General features: G+C 71.3%; 16 protein-coding genes. 10 read left to right on the forward strand and 6 right to left on the reverse strand.

All coding sequences use genetic code 11. The annotated features are described in order from the left end of the window. Nucleotides 1-708, reverse strand: a 708-nt coding sequence (locus AB0K60_RS36655; protein ID WP_364066142.1) for a hypothetical protein, incomplete at its 3' end; no start/stop codon positions are given. A 73-nt stretch (nucleotides 709-781) separates the two neighbouring features. On the opposite strand from AB0K60_RS36655, the gene AB0K60_RS36660 reads away from it, so the two are divergent. Continuing rightward, nucleotides 782-1,033, forward strand: a complete 252-nt coding sequence (locus AB0K60_RS36660) for a hypothetical protein (protein ID WP_364066145.1) — start codon at nucleotides 782-784, stop codon at nucleotides 1,031-1,033. A 1,048-nt stretch (nucleotides 1,034-2,081) separates the two neighbouring features. On the opposite strand, the gene AB0K60_RS36665 is transcribed toward AB0K60_RS36660, so the two are convergent. The 3 genes from AB0K60_RS36665 to AB0K60_RS36675 all read right to left on the reverse strand — a co-directional run bounded on the left by AB0K60_RS36665 (nucleotide 2,082) and on the right by AB0K60_RS36675 (nucleotide 4,785). Then, nucleotides 2,082-2,369: a trypco2 family protein gene (locus tag AB0K60_RS36665; RefSeq protein WP_364066147.1), complete on the reverse strand. Its 288-nt coding sequence runs from the start codon at nucleotides 2,367-2,369 to the stop codon at nucleotides 2,082-2,084. Between the two features lie 425 nt (nucleotides 2,370-2,794). Then, nucleotides 2,795-3,562 (reverse strand): GNAT family N-acetyltransferase, encoded by a 768-nt coding sequence (locus AB0K60_RS36670; RefSeq protein WP_364066150.1) that lies wholly within the window; start codon nucleotides 3,560-3,562, stop codon nucleotides 2,795-2,797. Between the two features lie 248 nt (nucleotides 3,563-3,810). Next, nucleotides 3,811-4,785: a sugar kinase gene (locus tag AB0K60_RS36675; RefSeq protein WP_364066152.1), complete on the reverse strand. Its 975-nt coding sequence runs from the start codon at nucleotides 4,783-4,785 to the stop codon at nucleotides 3,811-3,813. 311 nt (nucleotides 4,786-5,096) lie between these two features. Here AB0K60_RS36675 and AB0K60_RS36680 point away from each other — a divergent pair, with 311 nt between their 5' ends. From AB0K60_RS36680 to AB0K60_RS36705, 6 genes are all read left to right on the forward strand, one after another. Next, nucleotides 5,097-7,718, forward strand: coding sequence for a DNA translocase FtsK (locus tag AB0K60_RS36680; protein ID WP_364066154.1), 2,622 nt, complete (start codon nucleotides 5,097-5,099; stop codon nucleotides 7,716-7,718). A gap of 165 nt (nucleotides 7,719-7,883) precedes the next feature. After that, nucleotides 7,884-9,119 carry a RodZ domain-containing protein gene (locus tag AB0K60_RS36685; protein ID WP_364066156.1) on the forward strand — a complete coding sequence of 412 codons (1,236 nt, stop codon included), beginning with the start codon at nucleotides 7,884-7,886 and terminating at the stop codon, nucleotides 9,117-9,119. Nucleotides 9,120-9,298: 179 nt separating this feature from the next. Beyond that, entirely contained in the window at nucleotides 9,299-10,771 is a 1,473-nt protein-coding gene (gene rimO / locus AB0K60_RS36690) for a 30S ribosomal protein S12 methylthiotransferase RimO (protein WP_364066159.1), read from the forward strand. A gap of 41 nt (nucleotides 10,772-10,812) precedes the next feature. Continuing rightward, the gene (pgsA, locus tag AB0K60_RS36695) at nucleotides 10,813-11,469 is read left to right on the forward strand and encodes a CDP-diacylglycerol--glycerol-3-phosphate 3-phosphatidyltransferase (protein ID WP_364066223.1); all 657 of its coding nucleotides are present in this window, start codon (nucleotides 10,813-10,815) and stop codon (nucleotides 11,467-11,469) included. Beyond that, the gene (locus AB0K60_RS36700) at nucleotides 11,462-11,965 is read left to right on the forward strand and encodes a CinA family protein (RefSeq protein ID WP_364066161.1); all 504 of its coding nucleotides are present in this window, start codon (nucleotides 11,462-11,464) and stop codon (nucleotides 11,963-11,965) included. The genes pgsA and AB0K60_RS36700 overlap by 8 nt, the downstream gene beginning before the upstream one ends. Nucleotides 11,966-12,222: 257 nt before the next feature. Beyond that, on the forward strand, nucleotides 12,223-12,588 hold the full coding sequence (locus AB0K60_RS36705) for a helix-turn-helix transcriptional regulator (RefSeq protein WP_364066163.1): 366 nt from the start codon (nucleotides 12,223-12,225) through the stop codon (nucleotides 12,586-12,588). A 289-nt stretch (nucleotides 12,589-12,877) separates the two neighbouring features. Here AB0K60_RS36705 and AB0K60_RS36710 read toward each other — a convergent pair whose 3' ends face one another. Further along, nucleotides 12,878-13,669: a DNA-formamidopyrimidine glycosylase family protein gene (locus AB0K60_RS36710; protein ID WP_364066165.1), complete on the reverse strand. Its 792-nt coding sequence runs from the start codon at nucleotides 13,667-13,669 to the stop codon at nucleotides 12,878-12,880. A 3-nt stretch (nucleotides 13,670-13,672) separates the two neighbouring features. Continuing rightward, nucleotides 13,673-14,122 carry an Rrf2 family transcriptional regulator gene (locus AB0K60_RS36715; RefSeq protein ID WP_364066167.1) on the reverse strand — a complete coding sequence of 150 codons (450 nt, stop codon included), beginning with the start codon at nucleotides 14,120-14,122 and terminating at the stop codon, nucleotides 13,673-13,675. Nucleotides 14,123-14,228: 106 nt separating this feature from the next. Between AB0K60_RS36715 and AB0K60_RS36720 the strand changes: the two genes are divergently transcribed. The 3 genes from AB0K60_RS36720 to AB0K60_RS36730 all read left to right on the forward strand — a co-directional run bounded on the left by AB0K60_RS36720 (nucleotide 14,229) and on the right by AB0K60_RS36730 (nucleotide 17,525). After that, nucleotides 14,229-15,464, forward strand: a complete 1,236-nt coding sequence (locus tag AB0K60_RS36720; RefSeq protein ID WP_364066170.1) for an ROK family transcriptional regulator — start codon at nucleotides 14,229-14,231, stop codon at nucleotides 15,462-15,464. A gap of 106 nt (nucleotides 15,465-15,570) precedes the next feature. After that, nucleotides 15,571-16,755: an ROK family transcriptional regulator gene (locus tag AB0K60_RS36725; RefSeq protein WP_364066173.1), complete on the forward strand. Its 1,185-nt coding sequence runs from the start codon at nucleotides 15,571-15,573 to the stop codon at nucleotides 16,753-16,755. 125 nt (nucleotides 16,756-16,880) lie between these two features. Next, entirely contained in the window at nucleotides 16,881-17,525 is a 645-nt protein-coding gene (locus AB0K60_RS36730; protein WP_364066176.1) for a M15 family metallopeptidase, read from the forward strand. Nucleotides 17,526-17,570 lie beyond the last annotated feature (45 nt).

Here is a 17,570-nt window from a genome sequence, read left to right on the forward strand (position 1 = left end):
TGGCCAAGGAGAACCGGGCCAGCCGCGACTGACCAATGCCGGGGGGTTAATTTTCCCGGAACCGCGCGGGGTCACTATCGCGCGTCCGTTGACACGTACCAGTGCCTCCATGAGCGGGGCGGGGTTTTCCGCGTAGGTCTGTACCCACAGGGCTGCCGGGGCGAAGAGTTCGGGGTGGGCGAGGACCAACGTTTGAATGTGCCTGGCTGCGGCGGGGTTGTGTGACACGGCGCGTGACAAGACCAGAAGCGCATTGCTCGCACCCAGTCTGTCGGTCAGGTGTCCGGTCACCTTGGGAAGGTCGGGCTCGTTGTCGAGCGATCGAGCGAGGAAGAACTCCGCCATGCGGTCGGGCTGCATCGGTCCCCAGAACTCCACGGGCTCGTCGGGGTCGCTGGAGCCTGGGGTGGCGGGAGGATAGAGATCGGCGATCCATGAGGCCACGGCCCGCTGGGTCTCGATGGCGACGGGCGCGTTGTGATCCAAGGCGGTGGCTATGAGACGGCAGGCCGCCGTGCGGGCTTCGACTTCGTCGGATCCGCGTGCGCCGAAAAGCACCGCGGTGGTGACGGCGCGTTCGCGGGTATGAGGATGGCCCAGACCCCGGGCGGTGGCGAGTTCGTCGCGGTGCTTGCGTTCGTGGGCTAGCAGGGTGTCCTCGGGAGCCTGCCCTTCTGGGAGGGGATCGCATGCCTGGAGAAGGGCCACCAGCGCCCGTAGTTGGGCGGTGAGTATCAGCCCGTCGCGCCAGTCCTGCGGGGGGGTTGATCGACGCGGCCAGGTGGGTGAGATCTTCGTGGGGATGGCCGGTGAGAGACGGCAGGCGGGCGGCGAACGCGGGCAGGGAGTGAGTGAAGATGGCGTGCGGTTCGATCGTCAGCGCTTCGAGGGGCAGGGTGTCGGCGGCGACTTGCAGGTCGTTCAGGAGTCGGAGGGTGTCATGCCACCAAGAGCCGCCCGCGCGTGCCACCAGGAGAATCCGGATCGGATCGGGCGTGCGGTGCCGGACGATGTGCTCGATCAGGGGCAGTAGCTGTCCGGTACGGCCCGCCACGTAGTCGATCAGCAGGAGGAGTGGGCGGTCACAGGAGGTCAGGCGGGTCAGGTCGTCATCGGTGAGGGGCGTGGGGTGGAGTTCCCCGGCCGCCCAGTCCTCCTGGCGGCTGAGGGCGAGGAAGTGGTGAGCCAGGCGTGTCTTGCCCTGCCCTCCGGCACCCGTGACCAGCATGACGGAGACGTCGGATGGCCCGGTTGGAAGCTTGTCGCGCCAGGTGGCCAGCTTCTTGAGTTCGTCTGTGCGGCCCACGAAGTCCACCACCGCGGCGTCGGCGCGTAGCAGGTCGCCCAGGGCGGTGATCTGGTGGCGGCGGGTGGGCTTGAACAGGTGTGCCAGTTCGACCGGTTCCAGTGGCGGGAGTTCGCCGAGGTGGGTGGTCAAGGCCGCGCGGAAGGTGGGGTCGGTCAGCAGGGTCGCGAGTGGGACGGCGGTGAGCCGTCGGTTGGCGTAGGCGTCCTGGTTCCAGGCGATCACCCCGATGAGGAGCGTGTGTGCCAGTACGGCGCTGCCGGACATGCCCTGCCATTGGCCGGGGCCCTCTGGCCAGGACGAGAGGTTGATCGCGTAGCGGTCGCCGGCCGTGTAGGTGGCTGGGTCCAGTTGGCCGGTGACGTGTTCGATGTCGGAGAGGTTTTCCTTCTTTTCGAAGGCCGCCTCCGGCATTCCGGAGGCCGTGACGGTGAGAGGGCGGCGGCAGACAGGCTCGCCCCAGCGCAGTGGCGGGACGAAATCGGATGGGGGCGTCCTTCTCCAGGTACAGGAGTGCGGCGTCCAGGCGGCCATGGCCACACCAGATCATGGTGGCGGGGATCGGCTCGCCGTACTGGACGGCGCGGCGGGACCCCAGCACGCAACTGACCGTGATCTGCGGACGGGCGGTTCCGTCGGCGTGGGCCACCCCGTGGCGGGTGGTGAGCACCAGACGCGGCCCCAGCAGGCGACCCGAGCTGAACTCGCTGAGGCCCTGTGCGGAGGGATCCGCCTTGATTGCGACCAGGCCCGGGTGGGCGTGCCTCGCCACGGCTCATCTCCGGCCGGAGATTTCCGGGCTTCCGCCGTCGGCGTCGGTGACGTTGAGCTTGAGCTTGAGCCGGTGGGTTTGGCCGTGCGACAGCTTGCCGTCGGCTCCGACCTTGACCAGGCCCAGGTGCAGGCCGAGGTTTCCGCCGCCCTCTTTGCGGACCTCTACGGCGAACTCCATCTCCACTTCGGTGATCTGGAAGCGCAGTTCCTTGCCGCGCCCCTGCTCCTGCGCGGCGAGCAACTGGGCTCGTAACTGCTCGATCGCCACGGTGATCTCGTCGTCGGCCATGAAGCCCCCTCGACCGATAAATTGCGTTGTCTGAGGGACCAGTCTGCCCGACGCATTTCCAGTCGAGGTGGCTCCAAAGATACGGTTATGCATCGGGTGCGGAGAGTCAGGTGTCGGGCGGCGGCCGGACCGATGATCTGCTATTTCGGCCCAGGAATAATTGGCTGACCCCCATGCCGGGGAACATTCCGGGCTTGTAGTGCTGTCGAGGAACGATCGGGGCATAACGGGAGATTTTCCGGACGGCAACGGTGTGGCTCGCCCCTGGGACTTACGTTTCAGGCGAGAGCCCGCCTGCCGCAGCCATCACAACACGCAGACGGGCCACCTGATACTGCGCGCCGTACCGTCGGCACAACGGGAGTGCTCGGCGATCGTCGAGCTACCCGCTACGCGCCAGGTCATTGGCGCGGGCGAGTCGATGGTTACGCGTGGAAAATCGTCCAGTTCTCCGCGATGCGGAAGCCCATCTCCTCGTACAGGGGGAGGCCTATTTCGGAACTGCCCAGGAACGCCGTATGTGCCCCCGCGGCGTGCGCGTCGCGCAGGACCGCGGCCGTGGCCAGCCTGCCGTACCCCTGCCTCCGGTGCTCCGGGGAGACCGAGATGTTGTACACCCCGACCAGCTCACCGACCAGTACGCCGAAGGCGGTCGCCACCGGGCCGTCTTCCGTTTCGACGAGGTACGCCCGCATCGCGGGATGATTCATGATCGCGGGAGCGGCGAGTCGCTCGAAGAACTCCGCCGGGGCCTCGAAGCCGGCGGCCAGCGAGCTCTGGTACAGGGCGCTCTCCTCGCCGGAGAGGCTGCGCACGTGCGCGGCGGACTCCGGAAGCTCCGCGTCGGCCGCGGTGAGGTCTTTGAGCATGAAGGGCTGTGTGGTTCGCTGCCCCAGGCCGTGCTCGGCGGCCGTGACCGCTATCCGGTCGTCGAACCGATCGCTGCGTACCTTGATGGACCAGGGCAGCGGCGAGGACGCGAACGAGGCGGCGAACTCCGCGATCTCCGCCGGGTCGGCCTCCGGACCGACGGCGAAGACGGCGTTCATCGCCGGAGCCGGAGCGGTGGTGACGACCGCGCAGGTGCCGTGGTCGCCCCTGCGATGAGATCCGCCCGGTTGAGTTGCGGCGAACATCACCAGTGTGGCCAGCCAGCCCTCGGCGGCGGCGTCAACGAGATCCGTCTTTCCCATGCGTCATCCTTGCGTCAGGGGCCCACGCTTGTCCTCGGACGGGACATGGTGCGGGGGAGCCGTAGAGCCCGTTTACGATCGCGCGTTCCTATTGGTTGGGACACATGTAAGGGAAGTTCGGGAATCGCCGCTATGAGACCGATCACAGTGGCTCCGCCTGCTTCTCCTCCGGCCAAGGGTCCCCGCGCGTCCGGGCTTCTCGCTCGGGAGGCGTCGGTCCGCCCTCACCGTACGTGGCGGGGCGGCCTTTACGAAGGATGAGCGGTGGCGGCGTGGCCGTCCGCCCGTCCGATACCGACGCGTCGCAGCAGGTCCTCGATCTCTTCGGGGGCGGCGACGCGGCCGGTGCCGCCCTGGCCGGATAGGGAGATCGCGGCGGCGGCCATGCCCGCGCGGATGGCGTCGGGGAGGGGGGAGCCGTGGGACAGGCGGGCGGCGAGGGCGCCGGCGAAGGCGTCGCCCGCGCCGGTCTGGTCGACGATTTCCGGGGCGGGGAAGGCGGGGATGTCGGCGGGGGCCTCGCCGGCGATGCTGAGGAGTACGCCGTCGGGGCCGCGGGTGACGGCGGCGGCGGGGGCTCCCAGGTCGTGGCAGGCGCGGGCGGCGGCGAGGGGGTCGTGGGCGTTCAGGAGGGGGAGGCTGTCGCCGGGGCAGGAGGGGGTGAGCAGGGTCGTGTGAGGGGCGACGGCGGCGAGGGTGGCGCGGGAGGCCTCGGGGGTGGTCAGGCGGGAGCGGTAGTTGGGGTCGTAGACGACCTTGCCGCCGGCGGCGTGGGTGATCTCGGCGGCGTGCCGTACCACGTGGTCGCAGGAGGCGGAGATGGCGGCGGTGATGCCGCTGAGGAGCAGGACGCGGGTGGCGGCGAGGGGGACGGCGTCGAGGTCGGCGGGGGTCATGCGGGAGGCGGCGCTGCCGGAGCGCAGGTAGGCGAAGGCGCGTTCGCCGGTGGGGTCGGCGCCGACGACGTAGGCGCCGGTGGGGCCGTCGCCGGGGAGCATCCAGCGAGTGTCCACGCCGTGGGAGGCGGCGAAGGCGATGAGGCGCTCGCCGAACTCGTCGCGGCCCACGCGGGTGACGAGGGCGACGTGCGCGCCGGTCGCGGCGGCGGCGACGGAGGCGTTGAGGGCGTCGCCGGAGAAGGACAGGTGGAAGTCGACGGCCTCGCCGAGCGGGCGGGCCGCGGAGAACTCCATCAGCGGCTCACCGATCACGACGACGTCCATGTTCACTCCTCGCGCTGTCCCCTTTCCATCACCGTCGCAGCTCACCGTCGCACCCGTCCTCGTCCGGCAGGCCCGGGTACGGCGTGCGGACGCGGAGTTGTGCCCGGGGTTTGGACCGCTCGATGGCCTCGCCCTTCGTCCGCATGAGGATCGGGGCAACTGGGACAGGCCGCGGGTGATGGAGTTGTTCTATGTGCTGGAACGGAGTCTTATGTTTCGGAATAGTTTAGGCCACAGTGCGAGGCGACCGGGATGAGGTGCTTCCAGCGCGCCTCCGTCACTCTCGGGTGATGCTTCGCTAGCCTCGCATCATGGCCACCCGTGCGTCTGACGGGAAGCCGAAGGGATCGGCGGCCCGTGCCAAGTCCTCCCGAGGGTCCGCCTCCGGGAGAGGGTCCGCATCCGCGCGTACGACCTCCGCCCGGAGATCCGGTGGCGCCCGGTCGGGCGGTCGCGCGCCCGCTCGCAAGCCCGCGCCCGCGCCCGTTAACGCGCACGCCGATCCGATCGGGTGGCTGTTCACGGCGATCGGCAAGCTGGTGATCGGGCTGTGGCTGCTCATCGCCAACGGCGTCGGCGGGGCCGTACGGGCCGTGGGGCAGGGGGCGCGGGAGCTCGACCCGGCGCACCGGCGCGACGGGCTGGGGCTGACGGTGCTCGCCGGGGCGATCGTGCTCGCCGCGCTCACCTGGCGCACCCCCACCGGCACCTTCTCCGAGATCGTCAACATGGTGCTCAGGAGCGTGTTCGGCGCGCTGACCTGGGCCATTCCGGTGCTGCTCGCGTTGCTGGCCTGGCGCCTGCTGCGGCATCCGGACCAGAACGACGACACCAACCGCATGGTGATCGGGTGGAGCGCCCTGCTGCTTGGCGTGCTCGGCATCGTGCATGTCGCCAACGACACGCCCTACCCGTCCGGCGGCCCGAACGACGGGATGGACGCGGTGGCCCGCGCGGGCGGTCTGCTCGGCTTCGTGGTGTCCGCGCCGCCGGACAGCATCCTCCCGCCGTTCATCACGATCCCGCTGCTGCTGATGTTGTCGGTCTTCGGCGTCCTGGTGATCACGGCGACGCCGGTGTATCGGATTCCCGAGCGGCTCGCCGACATCCGCCACATGCTCTTCGATCGCGGTACGGCACGGCCCTCCGGCGGCGGGCGGCGCGGCGAGGGCAAATCGGCCAGGCCGCGCCGTACGAAGCGGCCCCAGAGCGACGACGGCCCCGAGATCGGCGAGGGCGACAAGCCGTACGACAGCCCGGTCATCGCCGAGCGGGAGGCGGCGGCACGCCAGGCGGCCGACCAGGCGGCGGACCAAGCGGACGAGGCCGCGCACGACGTGCACTCGCCCGAGATCATCCCGGGGCTGGCCGACGACGAGCCGCCCGCCGCCAGGATCCGGAGCGAGCCCCCGCCGCCGACGCCCGCGCCGCGCAAGGTCGAGCAGCTCGTGCTGTCGCCGCAGGCCGGCTCCTACACCCTGCCCGACCAGAAGCTGCTGCGGCCCGGCAGCGCGCCCAAGCCGCGCACCAAGGCCAACGACGTCGTCGTCAACGCGCTCACCAGCGTGCTGGAGCAGTTCGCCATCGACGCGCAGGTGATCGGCTTCACCCGGGGGCCGACGGTCACCCGGTACGAGATCGAGCTGGGCCCGGCGGTCAAGGTCGAGAAGGTCACTGCGCTCACCAAGAACATCGCGTACGCGGTCAAGTCAGCCGATGTCCGGATTTTGTCGCCGATTCCCGGTAAGTCGGCGATCGGGGTGGAGATCCCGAACACCGACAAGGACCTGGTGTCCCTGGGCGACGTGCTGCGCTCGCCGGTCGCGCACGCCGAGCACCACCCGATGATCGTCGGCCTGGGCAAGGACGTCGAAGGCCGCACGATCGTGGCGAACCTCGCCAAGATGCCGCACATCCTCATCGCCGGCGCCACCGGCGCGGGCAAGTCCACCTGCATCAACGGGCTGATCAGCTCGATCCTGATGCGCGCCACCCCCGACGAGGTGCGCATGGTGCTCGTCGACCCCAAGCGGGTGGAGCTGAGCGCCTACGACGGCATCCCCCACCTGATCACCCCGATCATCACCAACCCGAAGAAGGCCGCCGAGGCGCTGGAATGGGTCGTCGGCGAGATGGACCGCCGCTACGACGACCTCGCCGCCAGCGGCTTCCGGCACATCGACGACTTCAACAAGGCGGTGCGCGCGGGCAAGCTCGTCCCCCCGCCCGGCAGCGAGCGCGTCTACCAGCCGTACCCGTACCTGCTGGTGATCGTGGACGAGCTCGCCGACCTCATGATGGTCGCCCCGCGCGACGTCGAGGACTCCATCGTCCGCATCACCCAGCTCGCCCGCGCCGCCGGCATCCACCTGGTGATCGCCACCCAGCGCCCGTCGGTGGACGTGGTCACCGGCCTGATCAAGGCGAACGTGCCGTCCCGGCTGGCCTTCGCCACCTCCAGCCTCGCCGACTCGCGCGTCATCCTCGACCAGCCCGGCGCCGAGAAGCTCGTCGGGCAGGGCGACGCGCTGTTCCTGCCGATGGGCGCGAGCAAGCCCATGCGACTGCAGAACGCGTTCATCTCCGAGAAGGAGATCGCGGACATCGTCGCGCACTGCAAGAGCCAGATGCAGGCCGAGTACCGCGAGGACGTCGCCGCCTCGACCACGACCAAGAAGGAGATCGACGAGGACATCGGCGATGACCTCGACCTGCTCATCCAGGCCGCCGAGCTGATCGTCACCACCCAGTTCGGGTCCACCTCGATGCTCCAGCGCAAGCTGCGCGTCGGCTTCGCCAAGGCCGGGCGGCTCATGGACCTGCTGGAGAGCCGCAACGTGGTTGGCCCAAGCGAGGGCTCCAAGGCGCGCGAGGTCCTGGTCAAGCCCGACGACCTGCCCGGCCTGCTCGCCGAGCTGCGCGGCGGCGCGTAGCCCAGAGTCACGGCGGCGACTCACGGCACCGCCACAAGGCGACCAACGTCTCCCCATGTTCGGTCACTCATTGAATGTGAATGACTACATTTGGTTGAGACGGGTACGAGAGATACGACAGTGATCAACAGTGCGCCGGGCGCGGGGGAACAGCGGGAGGCGCCCATGAGCGGCAACACCGAAAGCGTCACCGAGAGCGTCAAGGGGGGCGTCACAGGCAGCGCCACAGGGGGCGGGGGCACGGCCGGCGTCACGGGGCCCGAGGTCACGGGAGCCGAGACCGCCGACCTCAAGGGACACGAGGTCACCGGACACGACACCACTGGACATGACGTCTCCGGACACGACGTCTCCGGACACGACGTCACCGGGCGCGAGGCCAAGGGGCACGACGTCCGGGGACACGAGGCCGGAGGAGCGGGGATCGCGAGGAGCGCCGTCGCCGCGACCGGCGTCGCGGGCGCCGGGGCCGTCCCCGCGCTCGGCGTACGAGGGGGCGAGGCCGAGATCGCAGGCGCCCGAGGCGGCGCCACAACGGTCGCAGGCGCCCGTGAGGCCGGGCCGGGCAGCGCCCCCGGCGGGGCGAGAGGAGCCCAGACCGCCGCGAGAGCGGCCCGGGACGACGAGCGCCCGGTCGGCATCGGCGCGCGGCTGGCCAAAGCCCGCGAGGCCACGGGCCTCACGGTGGCCGAGCTGAGCCGGATCACCCGCATCAGGGAACCGGTGATCCGCGCGATCGAGCACGACGACTTCTCCGTCGCCGGAGGGGACTTCTACGCCCGCGGCCACATCCGCAACATCGCGCGGACGATCGGGATCGACCCGGAGCCCCTCGTGCACGAGTACGACGACCAGCACGGCGGCGTGCCGATCCCGGTGCGCGCGGCCGAGGTCTTCCTCGCCGAGATCCCGATCAAACTGCGGGAACGGCGTACCTTCAACTGGACGACGGCGATGGCGGCCGTGCTGGTCATGGTGGTGGCGTTCGGCGTGGTGCGCCTCATGAGCGGCTCCGGCGACGTGGACTCCACCGGGCTGCGTCAGGGAACCCCGGCCGCCAAACCGCCGGGCCCCTCGGGCGCGCCCGCGAACGCCGCGTCGCCGCGGCGGCACACCTCGTCCGCCACCCCGCTCGTCGCCGCCGATACGGTCGTGCTGCGGGTGACGGCCGATCGGCCCACCCGGTTGACCGTACGGGACGGGAAGGGCAAGCGCCTGTTCCGCGGCACCTTCCCGGCGGGCAGCAGCTCGGAGTGGCAGGTCAAGGACCGGATCGACGTCACGGCCAGCGACGGGGGCGCGGTCCGGCTGGAGGTCAACGGCAAGGACCTCGGGACCGCCGGGCCATCGGGCGAGAAGGTGACCCGCACGTTCGGCCCGAACACCCCGGGCATGCGCTGACCGCATCCGGCCATCGCCGCCCGCTCACCCCGTTTGAGGCACATCATGCCGCCCGGCGGCGGTGGTGAGTGGGGTGGTGAGAAGGCTGGCGAGAGGGGGCGCTTAGCGGCGGCGGAGGCCGCGCCGGGGCGGGGAGGTGCGCTGGGGAGTGGGGAACGACCGCTACCGTAGAGTTCACCATGTCTTCTCGCCGAACCCCGCCCCGAACCGCCTCGCTGATCACACTGGGCTGTGCCCGCAACGAGGTCGACTCCGAAGAGCTCGCCGCCCGCCTGGAGGCCGCCGGATGGCGGCTGGCCGAGGACGGCGACGCCCCCGACGTCATCGTGGTCAACACCTGCGGCTTCATCGACTCGGCGAAGAAGGACTCCATCGACACCCTGCTCGCCGCGGCCGACTCCGGCGCGAAGGTCGTCGCCGCCGGCTGCATGGCCGAGCGGTACGGCGAGCAACTCGCCGAGGCCCTGCCCGAGGCGGCGGCCGTCATCTCCTTCGACGACTATGCCGACATCGGCGCGCGCCTGGACGACGTGGTCGAGGGCCGCCCGATCAAACCGCACGTGCCGCGCGACCGCCGCCTGCTGCTGCCGATCACCCCGGTCGAGCGGCGCCGGCAGGCGGGACACGTCCCCGGCCACATCTCCACCGCCGCGCCTCCCACGGGCATCGGCGCGAATGTTGGCACGGTCCGCGAGGGCGAGGTCCCCATCCCGGCGAGCGGCCCGCGCCTGATGCGCAAGCGGCTCGGCGACGGCCCGGTCGCCTCGCTCAAGCTCGCCTCCGGCTGCGACCGCCGGTGCACGTTCTGCGCCATCCCCGCCTTCCGCGGCGCCTACGTCTCACGCCCGCCGGAGGAACTGCTCGCCGAGGCGCGCTGGCTGGCCGAGCAGGGCGTCAAGGAGCTCGTCCTGGTCAGCGAGAACTCCACCTCGTACGGCAAGGACCTGGGCGACCTGCGCTCGCTGGAGAAGCTGCTGCCGAGGCTGGCCGAGGTCGACGGGATCGACCGGGTGCGGGTCAGCTACCTGCAGCCGGCCGAGCTGCGCCCCGGCCTCATCGACGTGATCGCCGGCACCGACGGCGTGGCGCCGTACTTCGACATCTCCTTCCAGCACGCCAGCGCCCCCGTGCTGCGCCGCATGCGCCGCTTCGGCGACCCCGAGCGCTTCCTCGGGCTCCTGGAGACCATCCGCGAGCGCGCCCCGCACGCGGGCATCCGATCCAATTTCATCGTCGGCTTCCCCGGCGAGACCGAGGAACGGTTCGCGGAGCTGGTCACGTTCCTTCAGCAGGCGCGGCTCGACGTGATCGGCGTGTTCGGCTACTCCGACGAGGAGGGGACCGAGGCGGCCGGCTTCGACGACAAGCTCGATCAGGACGCCATCGACGAACGCGTCGCGGCCCTGTCCGAGCTGGCCGAGGAACTGACCGCACAGCGGGCCGAGGAGCGCATCGGTGAGGAGTTGCGGGTGCTGATCGAGGAGGATCTAGGCGACGGCGGCTTCGAGGGCCGCGCCGACCACCAGGGTCCCGAGGTGGACGGGTCGGTGACCGTCCAGGGCATCGGCCTGGCCCCGGGCCGGTTGGTCCGGGCCGTCGCGGTCGACGCCGAGGGCGTGGACCTGATCGCCAGGATTAAGGCCGGGCCGTGACCGAGCAGCCGGGCGCGGGCGCCGAGCCGCTGCGGCCCCCCATGGGCCGCCGGGTGAGCCTGTGGAACATCGCCAACGCCGTCACCGTGGTCCGGCTGTTGCTCGTTCCCTTCTTCGCGGCGCTGCTGTTCGTCGAAGGGGAGGGGTGGCGGTACGCGGCGCTCACGGTCTTCGTGCTCGCCTCGCTCACCGACCGGCTCGACGGGGAACTGGCCCGGCGCTACGGGCTCATCACCGACTTCGGCAAGATCGCCGACCCGATCGCGGACAAGGCACTGATCGGGGCGGCGCTCGTCGGCCTGTCGGTGCTGGGCGAGCTGCCCTGGTGGGTGACGATCGTGATCATCGTACGGGAGGCGGCGGTCACGCTGCTGCGGTTCGCCGTGATCCGGCACGGGGTGATCCCGGCGAGCTGGGGCGGCAAGGTCAAGACCGTGCTCCAGGTCGTGGCGATCACCCTCTACCTGCTCCCCGGCGTTCCCGACGTGCTGCGCTGGGGGGTGATGGGAGCGGCGGTGGCCGTGACGGCGCTGACCGGCGCCGACTACGTGATCCGGGCCGTACGGCTGCGCCAGGTGGCCATGCGGGCGCGGGCCCGCGAGGAGGCCGGGAGCGTGCCGGGCGCCGCGGTGCGCGAGGCAGGTGACGATACCGGCGCCCGCGGGAATGCCGGTGGCGATGGAGGCGTTCTTGGATGAGGGGTCGGGGCAGGCCGCGCGGGTCCTCGCCCTGCTGGTGGCCCGCGGCCAGACGGTCGCGGTCGCCGAGTCGATCACCGGCGGGATGATCGGCGCGGCGCTGACCACTCCGGCGGGGGCGTCGGCCGTCTTCCGGGGCGGCGTGATCGTCTACGCCACCGAACTGAAGCATCTGCTGCTGGCCGTACCGGCGGATCTGCTGCGTCGCGAAGGCGCGGTGGACCCGCGCGTGGCGGCGGCGATGGCGTCCGGCGTGCGTGCGCTGGCCAGGTCCGACTACGGCCTGGCGGTCACGGGCGTGGCGGGGCCGGATCCGCAGGACGGCAAGCCCGTGGGCACGGTCCACATCGCGCTGAGCGGCCCGGATGACCGGCTGTGGCATCGCGACCCGGTGCTGGCCGGAGACCGGGCACAGATCCGCGCTGCGGCGGTGCGGGAGTCCATTGACCTGCTGCTGGGCGTGCTTGAGTCGAGTTCAGAGGACAATTTTGTCTGATTACCACGTTACGTCCCCAGCGAACATGTCTACCTTGGTCTGCCGCGACGTCGGTCGTTACAGGTACGGTGGGAGCTGTGAGTGAGGTCCGTGAGCCACCGGCGAGGAGTCAGCCTGTAACGCCCCAGGCGAAGGGGCCGAACGAACCAATGATGCGGCTGGGGAGTATGTACAAGAGGAGCGCTAAGAACGGTCGACAGGAGCCGACCGCGCGGGGCGTCGTGAAGGCGCCTCCCGCGCTGGGGAGGGAGCGACAGATGGTCCTGCTGCGTCAGCTGCTCGGTGACGTGCTGCGGCGGCTGCGGGTGCGCCAGGGCCGCACCCTGCGTGAGGTGTCCACCTTGGCACGTGTCTCCCTCGGTTACCTGTCGGAGGTGGAACGCGGGCAGAAGGAGGCATCCTCCGAACTGCTCGCGTCGATCTGCGGCGCCCTCGGCGTGCCGCTCTCACAGGTGCTGCGTGAGGTGTCCGACCAGTTCGCGCTGGCCGAGCTGCAGCATGCGCCCGTCATGGCCGACGTGCCCGAGCGGGAGCGCCTGCCCATCGCCGAAGCCGTGCCCGGTGCGATCTCCGGTCCGGAGTTCGATGGCTTCCCCGAGGTGAAGGACATGGTCGCCGCCTGACCGTCCTTCCTTCCTACGGCCGCCGCGACGGCGCGGCGGACGTCTCATCATCCGGGCGGTTGTCCGGGAGCTTGGAGACTCTCTTCAGGCCGTCCTCTAATCCGGGGGGCTCGGCGTTCCAGGGCTGAAAGATTCAGCCCGATGGTCCGGTACGGAGGTTCGGCTCAGCGATTTCCGTCCCCTGGCGTTTCAGGCTCGATGGCCGGATCAGGTGGCCCATGCCGGGTGGTTCAGGTCCGGTGATTCAGACACGATTCAAGCCCGGCGGTACAGGCCCGGCGGTTCAGGCTCAGCGTGGTGGCTGGCAGACCGGGCAGTGAAAGATCAGCCGCTCGTAGGGTTGTGACCCCATCTCCGCACGCACGATCGGATTCCCGCAGCGTCTGCACGGCCGCCGGTCCCGTCCGTACACCCACAGCTCATGCCCGGGGCGCGGGTCCCCGGTGGTGACGGGGCCGCGGCGATCCTTGGCCAGGCCCATCAGCCAGGCCGTACGCGAGACGAGCTGCTCCAGCTCCTGCGGGCCGATGATCTCGCCCACCGGCCGCCACGGCGACAGCCCCGCGAGGAACAGCGCCTCCGACCGCCAGATCGTCCCGATCCCCGCGAGATTGCGCTGGTCCAGCAGCGCCTCGCCGATGGTCGCCTCCGGGCGGCGGCGCAGGCGGCGGGCGGCCTCGGCCGGATCCCAGTTCGGGCCGAGCAGGTCGGGGCCGAGGTGGCCGATCACCTGATCCTCGCGGCCGGTGGGGAGCACGTCGACCACGCCCAGCTTGACGCCGACCGCCTGATGCTCGGCGTTGGCGAGCACCAGGCGCACGACGTCCCCGGGCGGGAGGCGGCGACCGGCGGGCTGCACCCGCCAGCTTCCGTCCATGCGCAGGTGGGTGTGCACGGTGAGGCCGCCTTCGACCCTGGTCAGCAGGTGCTTGCCGTACGAGATCGTGGTGAGCACGGCGCGGCCCGACAAATCGGTCGTGGCGTATCGGGGCACGCGAAAGTCCGACCTGGTCAGCGTCCGGCCGTCGAGGGCGGCGCGCAGCCTGGCCGCGGTGCGGTAGACGGCGTCGCCCTCCGGCACCGGTCAGTCCCAGGCGGCGGGGTCGGCCGTCAGCTCCAGCACCCGTTTGGGCAGGTCGCCGGCCGCGATGTGCTCCAGCGTGACCTCCTCAAGGATGGCGCGCTCGCTGGCGCGCAGCGCGATCCACACCTGCTGCAGGGCCTGGGCCGCGCCGGTGTATCCGACGTGCTCGGGACGCTCGCCGCGCACGTTGGCGAGCGGGCCGTCCACGGCGCGGATCACGTCGGCGAGGGTGATCTGACTGGCCGGCCTGGCCAGCACGTAGCCGCCCTCGGGGCCGCGCTGGCCCCGAACGAGACCCGCCCGCCGCATTTGCAGCAGGATGTTCTCCAGGTATTTGGGCGGCATCTCCTGCCCCTTGGCCAGCTCGCCGACGGTCGTCGGGCCGCTGCCGGCGGCGGCGAGCTCGGCCGCCGCTCTCAGGGCGTAGTCCACTCGGGCGGAAAGACGCATGTTGCTGATTATCCCGCCTGCTAAAGACTGGTTAGACGCTCCCTCCCATGGGCGTACGACGCGGACTGTGGTAAATCATCGGGGACGACGACAAGGAAGCGGGCGTATGGAGCGACGTCCTGGCGTGCCCAGGCTATTGCGGGAGATCAACGACCGGGCCGCGCTGGAGTTGCTGCTCGCCTCGGGACCGCTGACCCGTGGGCAGATCGGCGAGGCGACCGGGCTGTCCAAGGTGACCGCGTCCCAGACGCTCTCCCGGCTGGAGGAACGCGGCCTGGTGGAGGTCGTCGGCGAGCAGGCGGGCAACCGCGGGCCCAACGCCGCCCTCTACGGGGTGGTGTCGTCCTCGGCGTACGTGGCCGGGCTGGACGTGGGCCCGGAGCGGGTCACCGCCGCCATCGCCGACATCAAGGGCGACGTGCGGGCCAGGGTGCAGGTCGAGCCGGGCGACTTCGCCGGCGCCGCGGGCGAGGGCTCGGACGGCGACGCGGCGGGCGAGGGGCCGCGCGGCGATCCGGTGGTGATGGTGCGCGCCGCGCTCGCCAGGGCGTGCCGCGCCGCCAGGGTGCCGCTGAGCAGGCTCGACGCGGTCACCATCGGCACGCCGGGCGTGGTCGATCCGCGCAGCGGCGACGTGCGCTTCTCCTTCGACCTGCCCGGGTGGCACGAGGGCGTGCACGACGCGCTCGCCCGCGACCTGCACAGCCACGTCATCATCGAGAACGACGTGAACCTGGCCGCGCTCGCCGAACGCGCCGAGGGCGCGGCCGTCGGTCTCGACGACTTCGTGCTGCTGTGGGTGGCCAGGGGCATCGGCATGGCCGTGATGTTCGGCGGGCGCATCCATCGCGGACGGTCCGGCAGCGCGGGGGAGATCGGCTATCTGCCGGTGCCGGGCGTGCCGCTCGCCGACGACGTGCGGACCCGGCCGGGCCGGCCGCCCTCGCTCGGCGGCGGCCTGCAGACCCTGGTGAGCTCGGACGCGGTGTGCGAGCTGGCGCAGCAGCACGGCTTCACCGGCGCGACCGCGGCCGAGTGCGTGGGCGCGGCGGTGGCGGCCGGGATCGCGGGGGAGCGGCTGCTCGACGAGATCGCCTCGCGGCTCGCGCTCGGCGTGGCCTCGGTGTGCGTCGTGCTCGACCCGGAGCTGGTCGTCCTCGCCGGTGAGGTGGGGCAGGCCGGAGGCGAGGCACTCACCACGCGCGTCGAGGACGCGGTCGCCCGCATCTGCCCGATCCGCCCGAAGATGGTCACCAGTACGATCACGGACGCGCCGGTGCTGCGTGGAGCGGTCCTCGCCGCCCTGCAGCACGCGCGGGAGGCGATTTTCGCCGGATCCTGACCGGGGAACACACCCCGGCCCTTCCACGGACGGCCGTTGCCGTTAAACTAAAAAGAAACTTTCTTATAAAATCCGTGATGGCCGATCGTGATGACAGGGGGCCGACTTGTCCCGACGCCCGGGCACACCCCGGCTGCTGCGCCAGCTCAACGATCGCGCGGCCCTGGAGCTCCTCCTCGACCTCGGCCCGCTCACCCGCGCCGAGCTGGGCGAGCACACCGGGCTGTCCAAGGTGACCTCCGGCCAGCTGCTGTCCCGGCTGCAGCGGCGCGGCCTGGTCACGATCTCCGGCGAACGCCCCGGCGGCCGGGGGCCCAACGCCGCGCTGTACTCGGTGGTGCCGTCCAGCGCGTACGTGGCCGGGCTCGACGTGCTGCCCGAGACCGTCACCGCCGGGATCGCCGACATCACCGGCGCGACCGTCGCCGAGATCACCCTGGAGCTCGGCGGCGACCCCGCCGCCGTCGTCCACGACGCGGTGCATCGGGCCTGCGAACTGGCCGGGGTCGCCCTCTCCCGGCTGCGCGCGGTCGTCATCGGCACCCGCGGCGTGGTGGACCCCGGCACCGGCGAGGTGCGCTTCTCCTTCGACCTGCCCGCCTGGCACCTGGGCGCGCTGGCCCGCCTGCGCACCGGCCTCGGCCGCCACGTGGTGATCGAAAACGACGTGAACCTCGCCGCCGTCGCCGAACGCGCGTACGGCGCCGCCCGCGGCGTCGACGACTTCGTCCTGCTCTGGACCGGCATCGGCCAAGGTCTTGGCGTCATGCTCGGCGGCCGACTGCACCGAGGCGTCACCGGCGGCGCCGGCGAGGTCGGCTGGCTCCCCGTACCCGGCGAACCGCTGCCCACCGACGTCACCGAGCCGCAGTCCGGCTCCTTCCAACGTCTCGTCGGCGGCCACGCGGTCGCCGGCCTCGCCGCCTCCTACGGCCTCGGCGGCCCCGTACCCGCCGAGATCACCGCCGACTGGATCGTCGAGGTCGTCCGCGCCGCCGTCACCACCCCCGTCGAGGGCTTCCTCGACGAACTCGCCATGCGCCTGGCCGTCGGCGTCGCCGCCACCACCGTCGTCCTCGACCCGGGCCTGGTCGTCCTCGGCGGCGACGTCGGCCGCGCGGGCGGCCTCGCCCTCGCCACCCGCGTCCAGGAGGCCGTCGCCCGCGTCTGCCCCAGCCGCCCCCGCGTCACCGTCACCGAGGTGACCGGCAATCCCATCCTGCGCGGTGCCCTCCTGGTGGCCCTCGACCACGCCCGCGAGGAGATCTTCGCCACCACCGTGGACGTTTGAGGCGTGGTGGAACGGCTCGCGCGGGGCGGGCGACACGGCTGTGAGTGGCCGGGAAGGAGCGCTCGGCGAGTGGTAGCGGGTGTCGCCGTCCGCGCGCCGGCGGCGCTGTGTGAGAATGGCTGCCCGTGGCCGACATCGTCCTGATCTCCGACCCCGTGGTGACCTCGATCCCGGTCGAGGACATAGGAGAACCCCTGGTCGACCTGCGTGGCCGATTCGCGATTGACACCCGGCTGGCCGACCGTGAGGGCGCGTACGCACACCTACGCGAAGGGCTCGTCGCCCGGCTCAGCGAGGCGCAGGTGCTTCTTCCGGCGGGATACCGCCTCCTGATCGTGGAAGGCTTTCGCCCGCCAGAGCTCCAGCGACGCTACTTCGACGAGTACAAGGACGAGCTTCGCTCCACCTTTCCCGACATGTCGCCCGACGAGCTGCACACCGCCGCAAGCCGCTACGTCTCCCCGATCGAGGTGGCGCCCCACACGGCCGGCGCGGCCGTCGACCTCACCCTGTGCACCGACGACGGCACCGAACTCGACATGGGCACCCCCGTCAACGCCACCCCCGAGCAGAGCGGCGGCGCCTGCTACACCGCCGCGCCCGGCATCTCCCCGGAGGCCCGCCGCCACCGCGAGATCCTCGCCGCCGCCCTTCGCGCCGCGGGCCTGGTCAACTACCCCACCGAGTGGTGGCACTGGTCATACGGCGACCGCTACTGGGCCATGACCACCGGCGCCCCCGCCGCCCTGTACGGCCCGGCCAAGTTCTGAGCGGCTCTGGTCTTACGGCGACCGCGTGCGGCCCCGAGGTGGCGC

The sequence above is a fragment of the Thermopolyspora sp. NPDC052614 genome (assembly GCF_040678635.1).
In the GTDB taxonomy this organism is placed as follows: domain Bacteria; phylum Actinomycetota; class Actinomycetes; order Streptosporangiales; family Streptosporangiaceae; genus Thermopolyspora.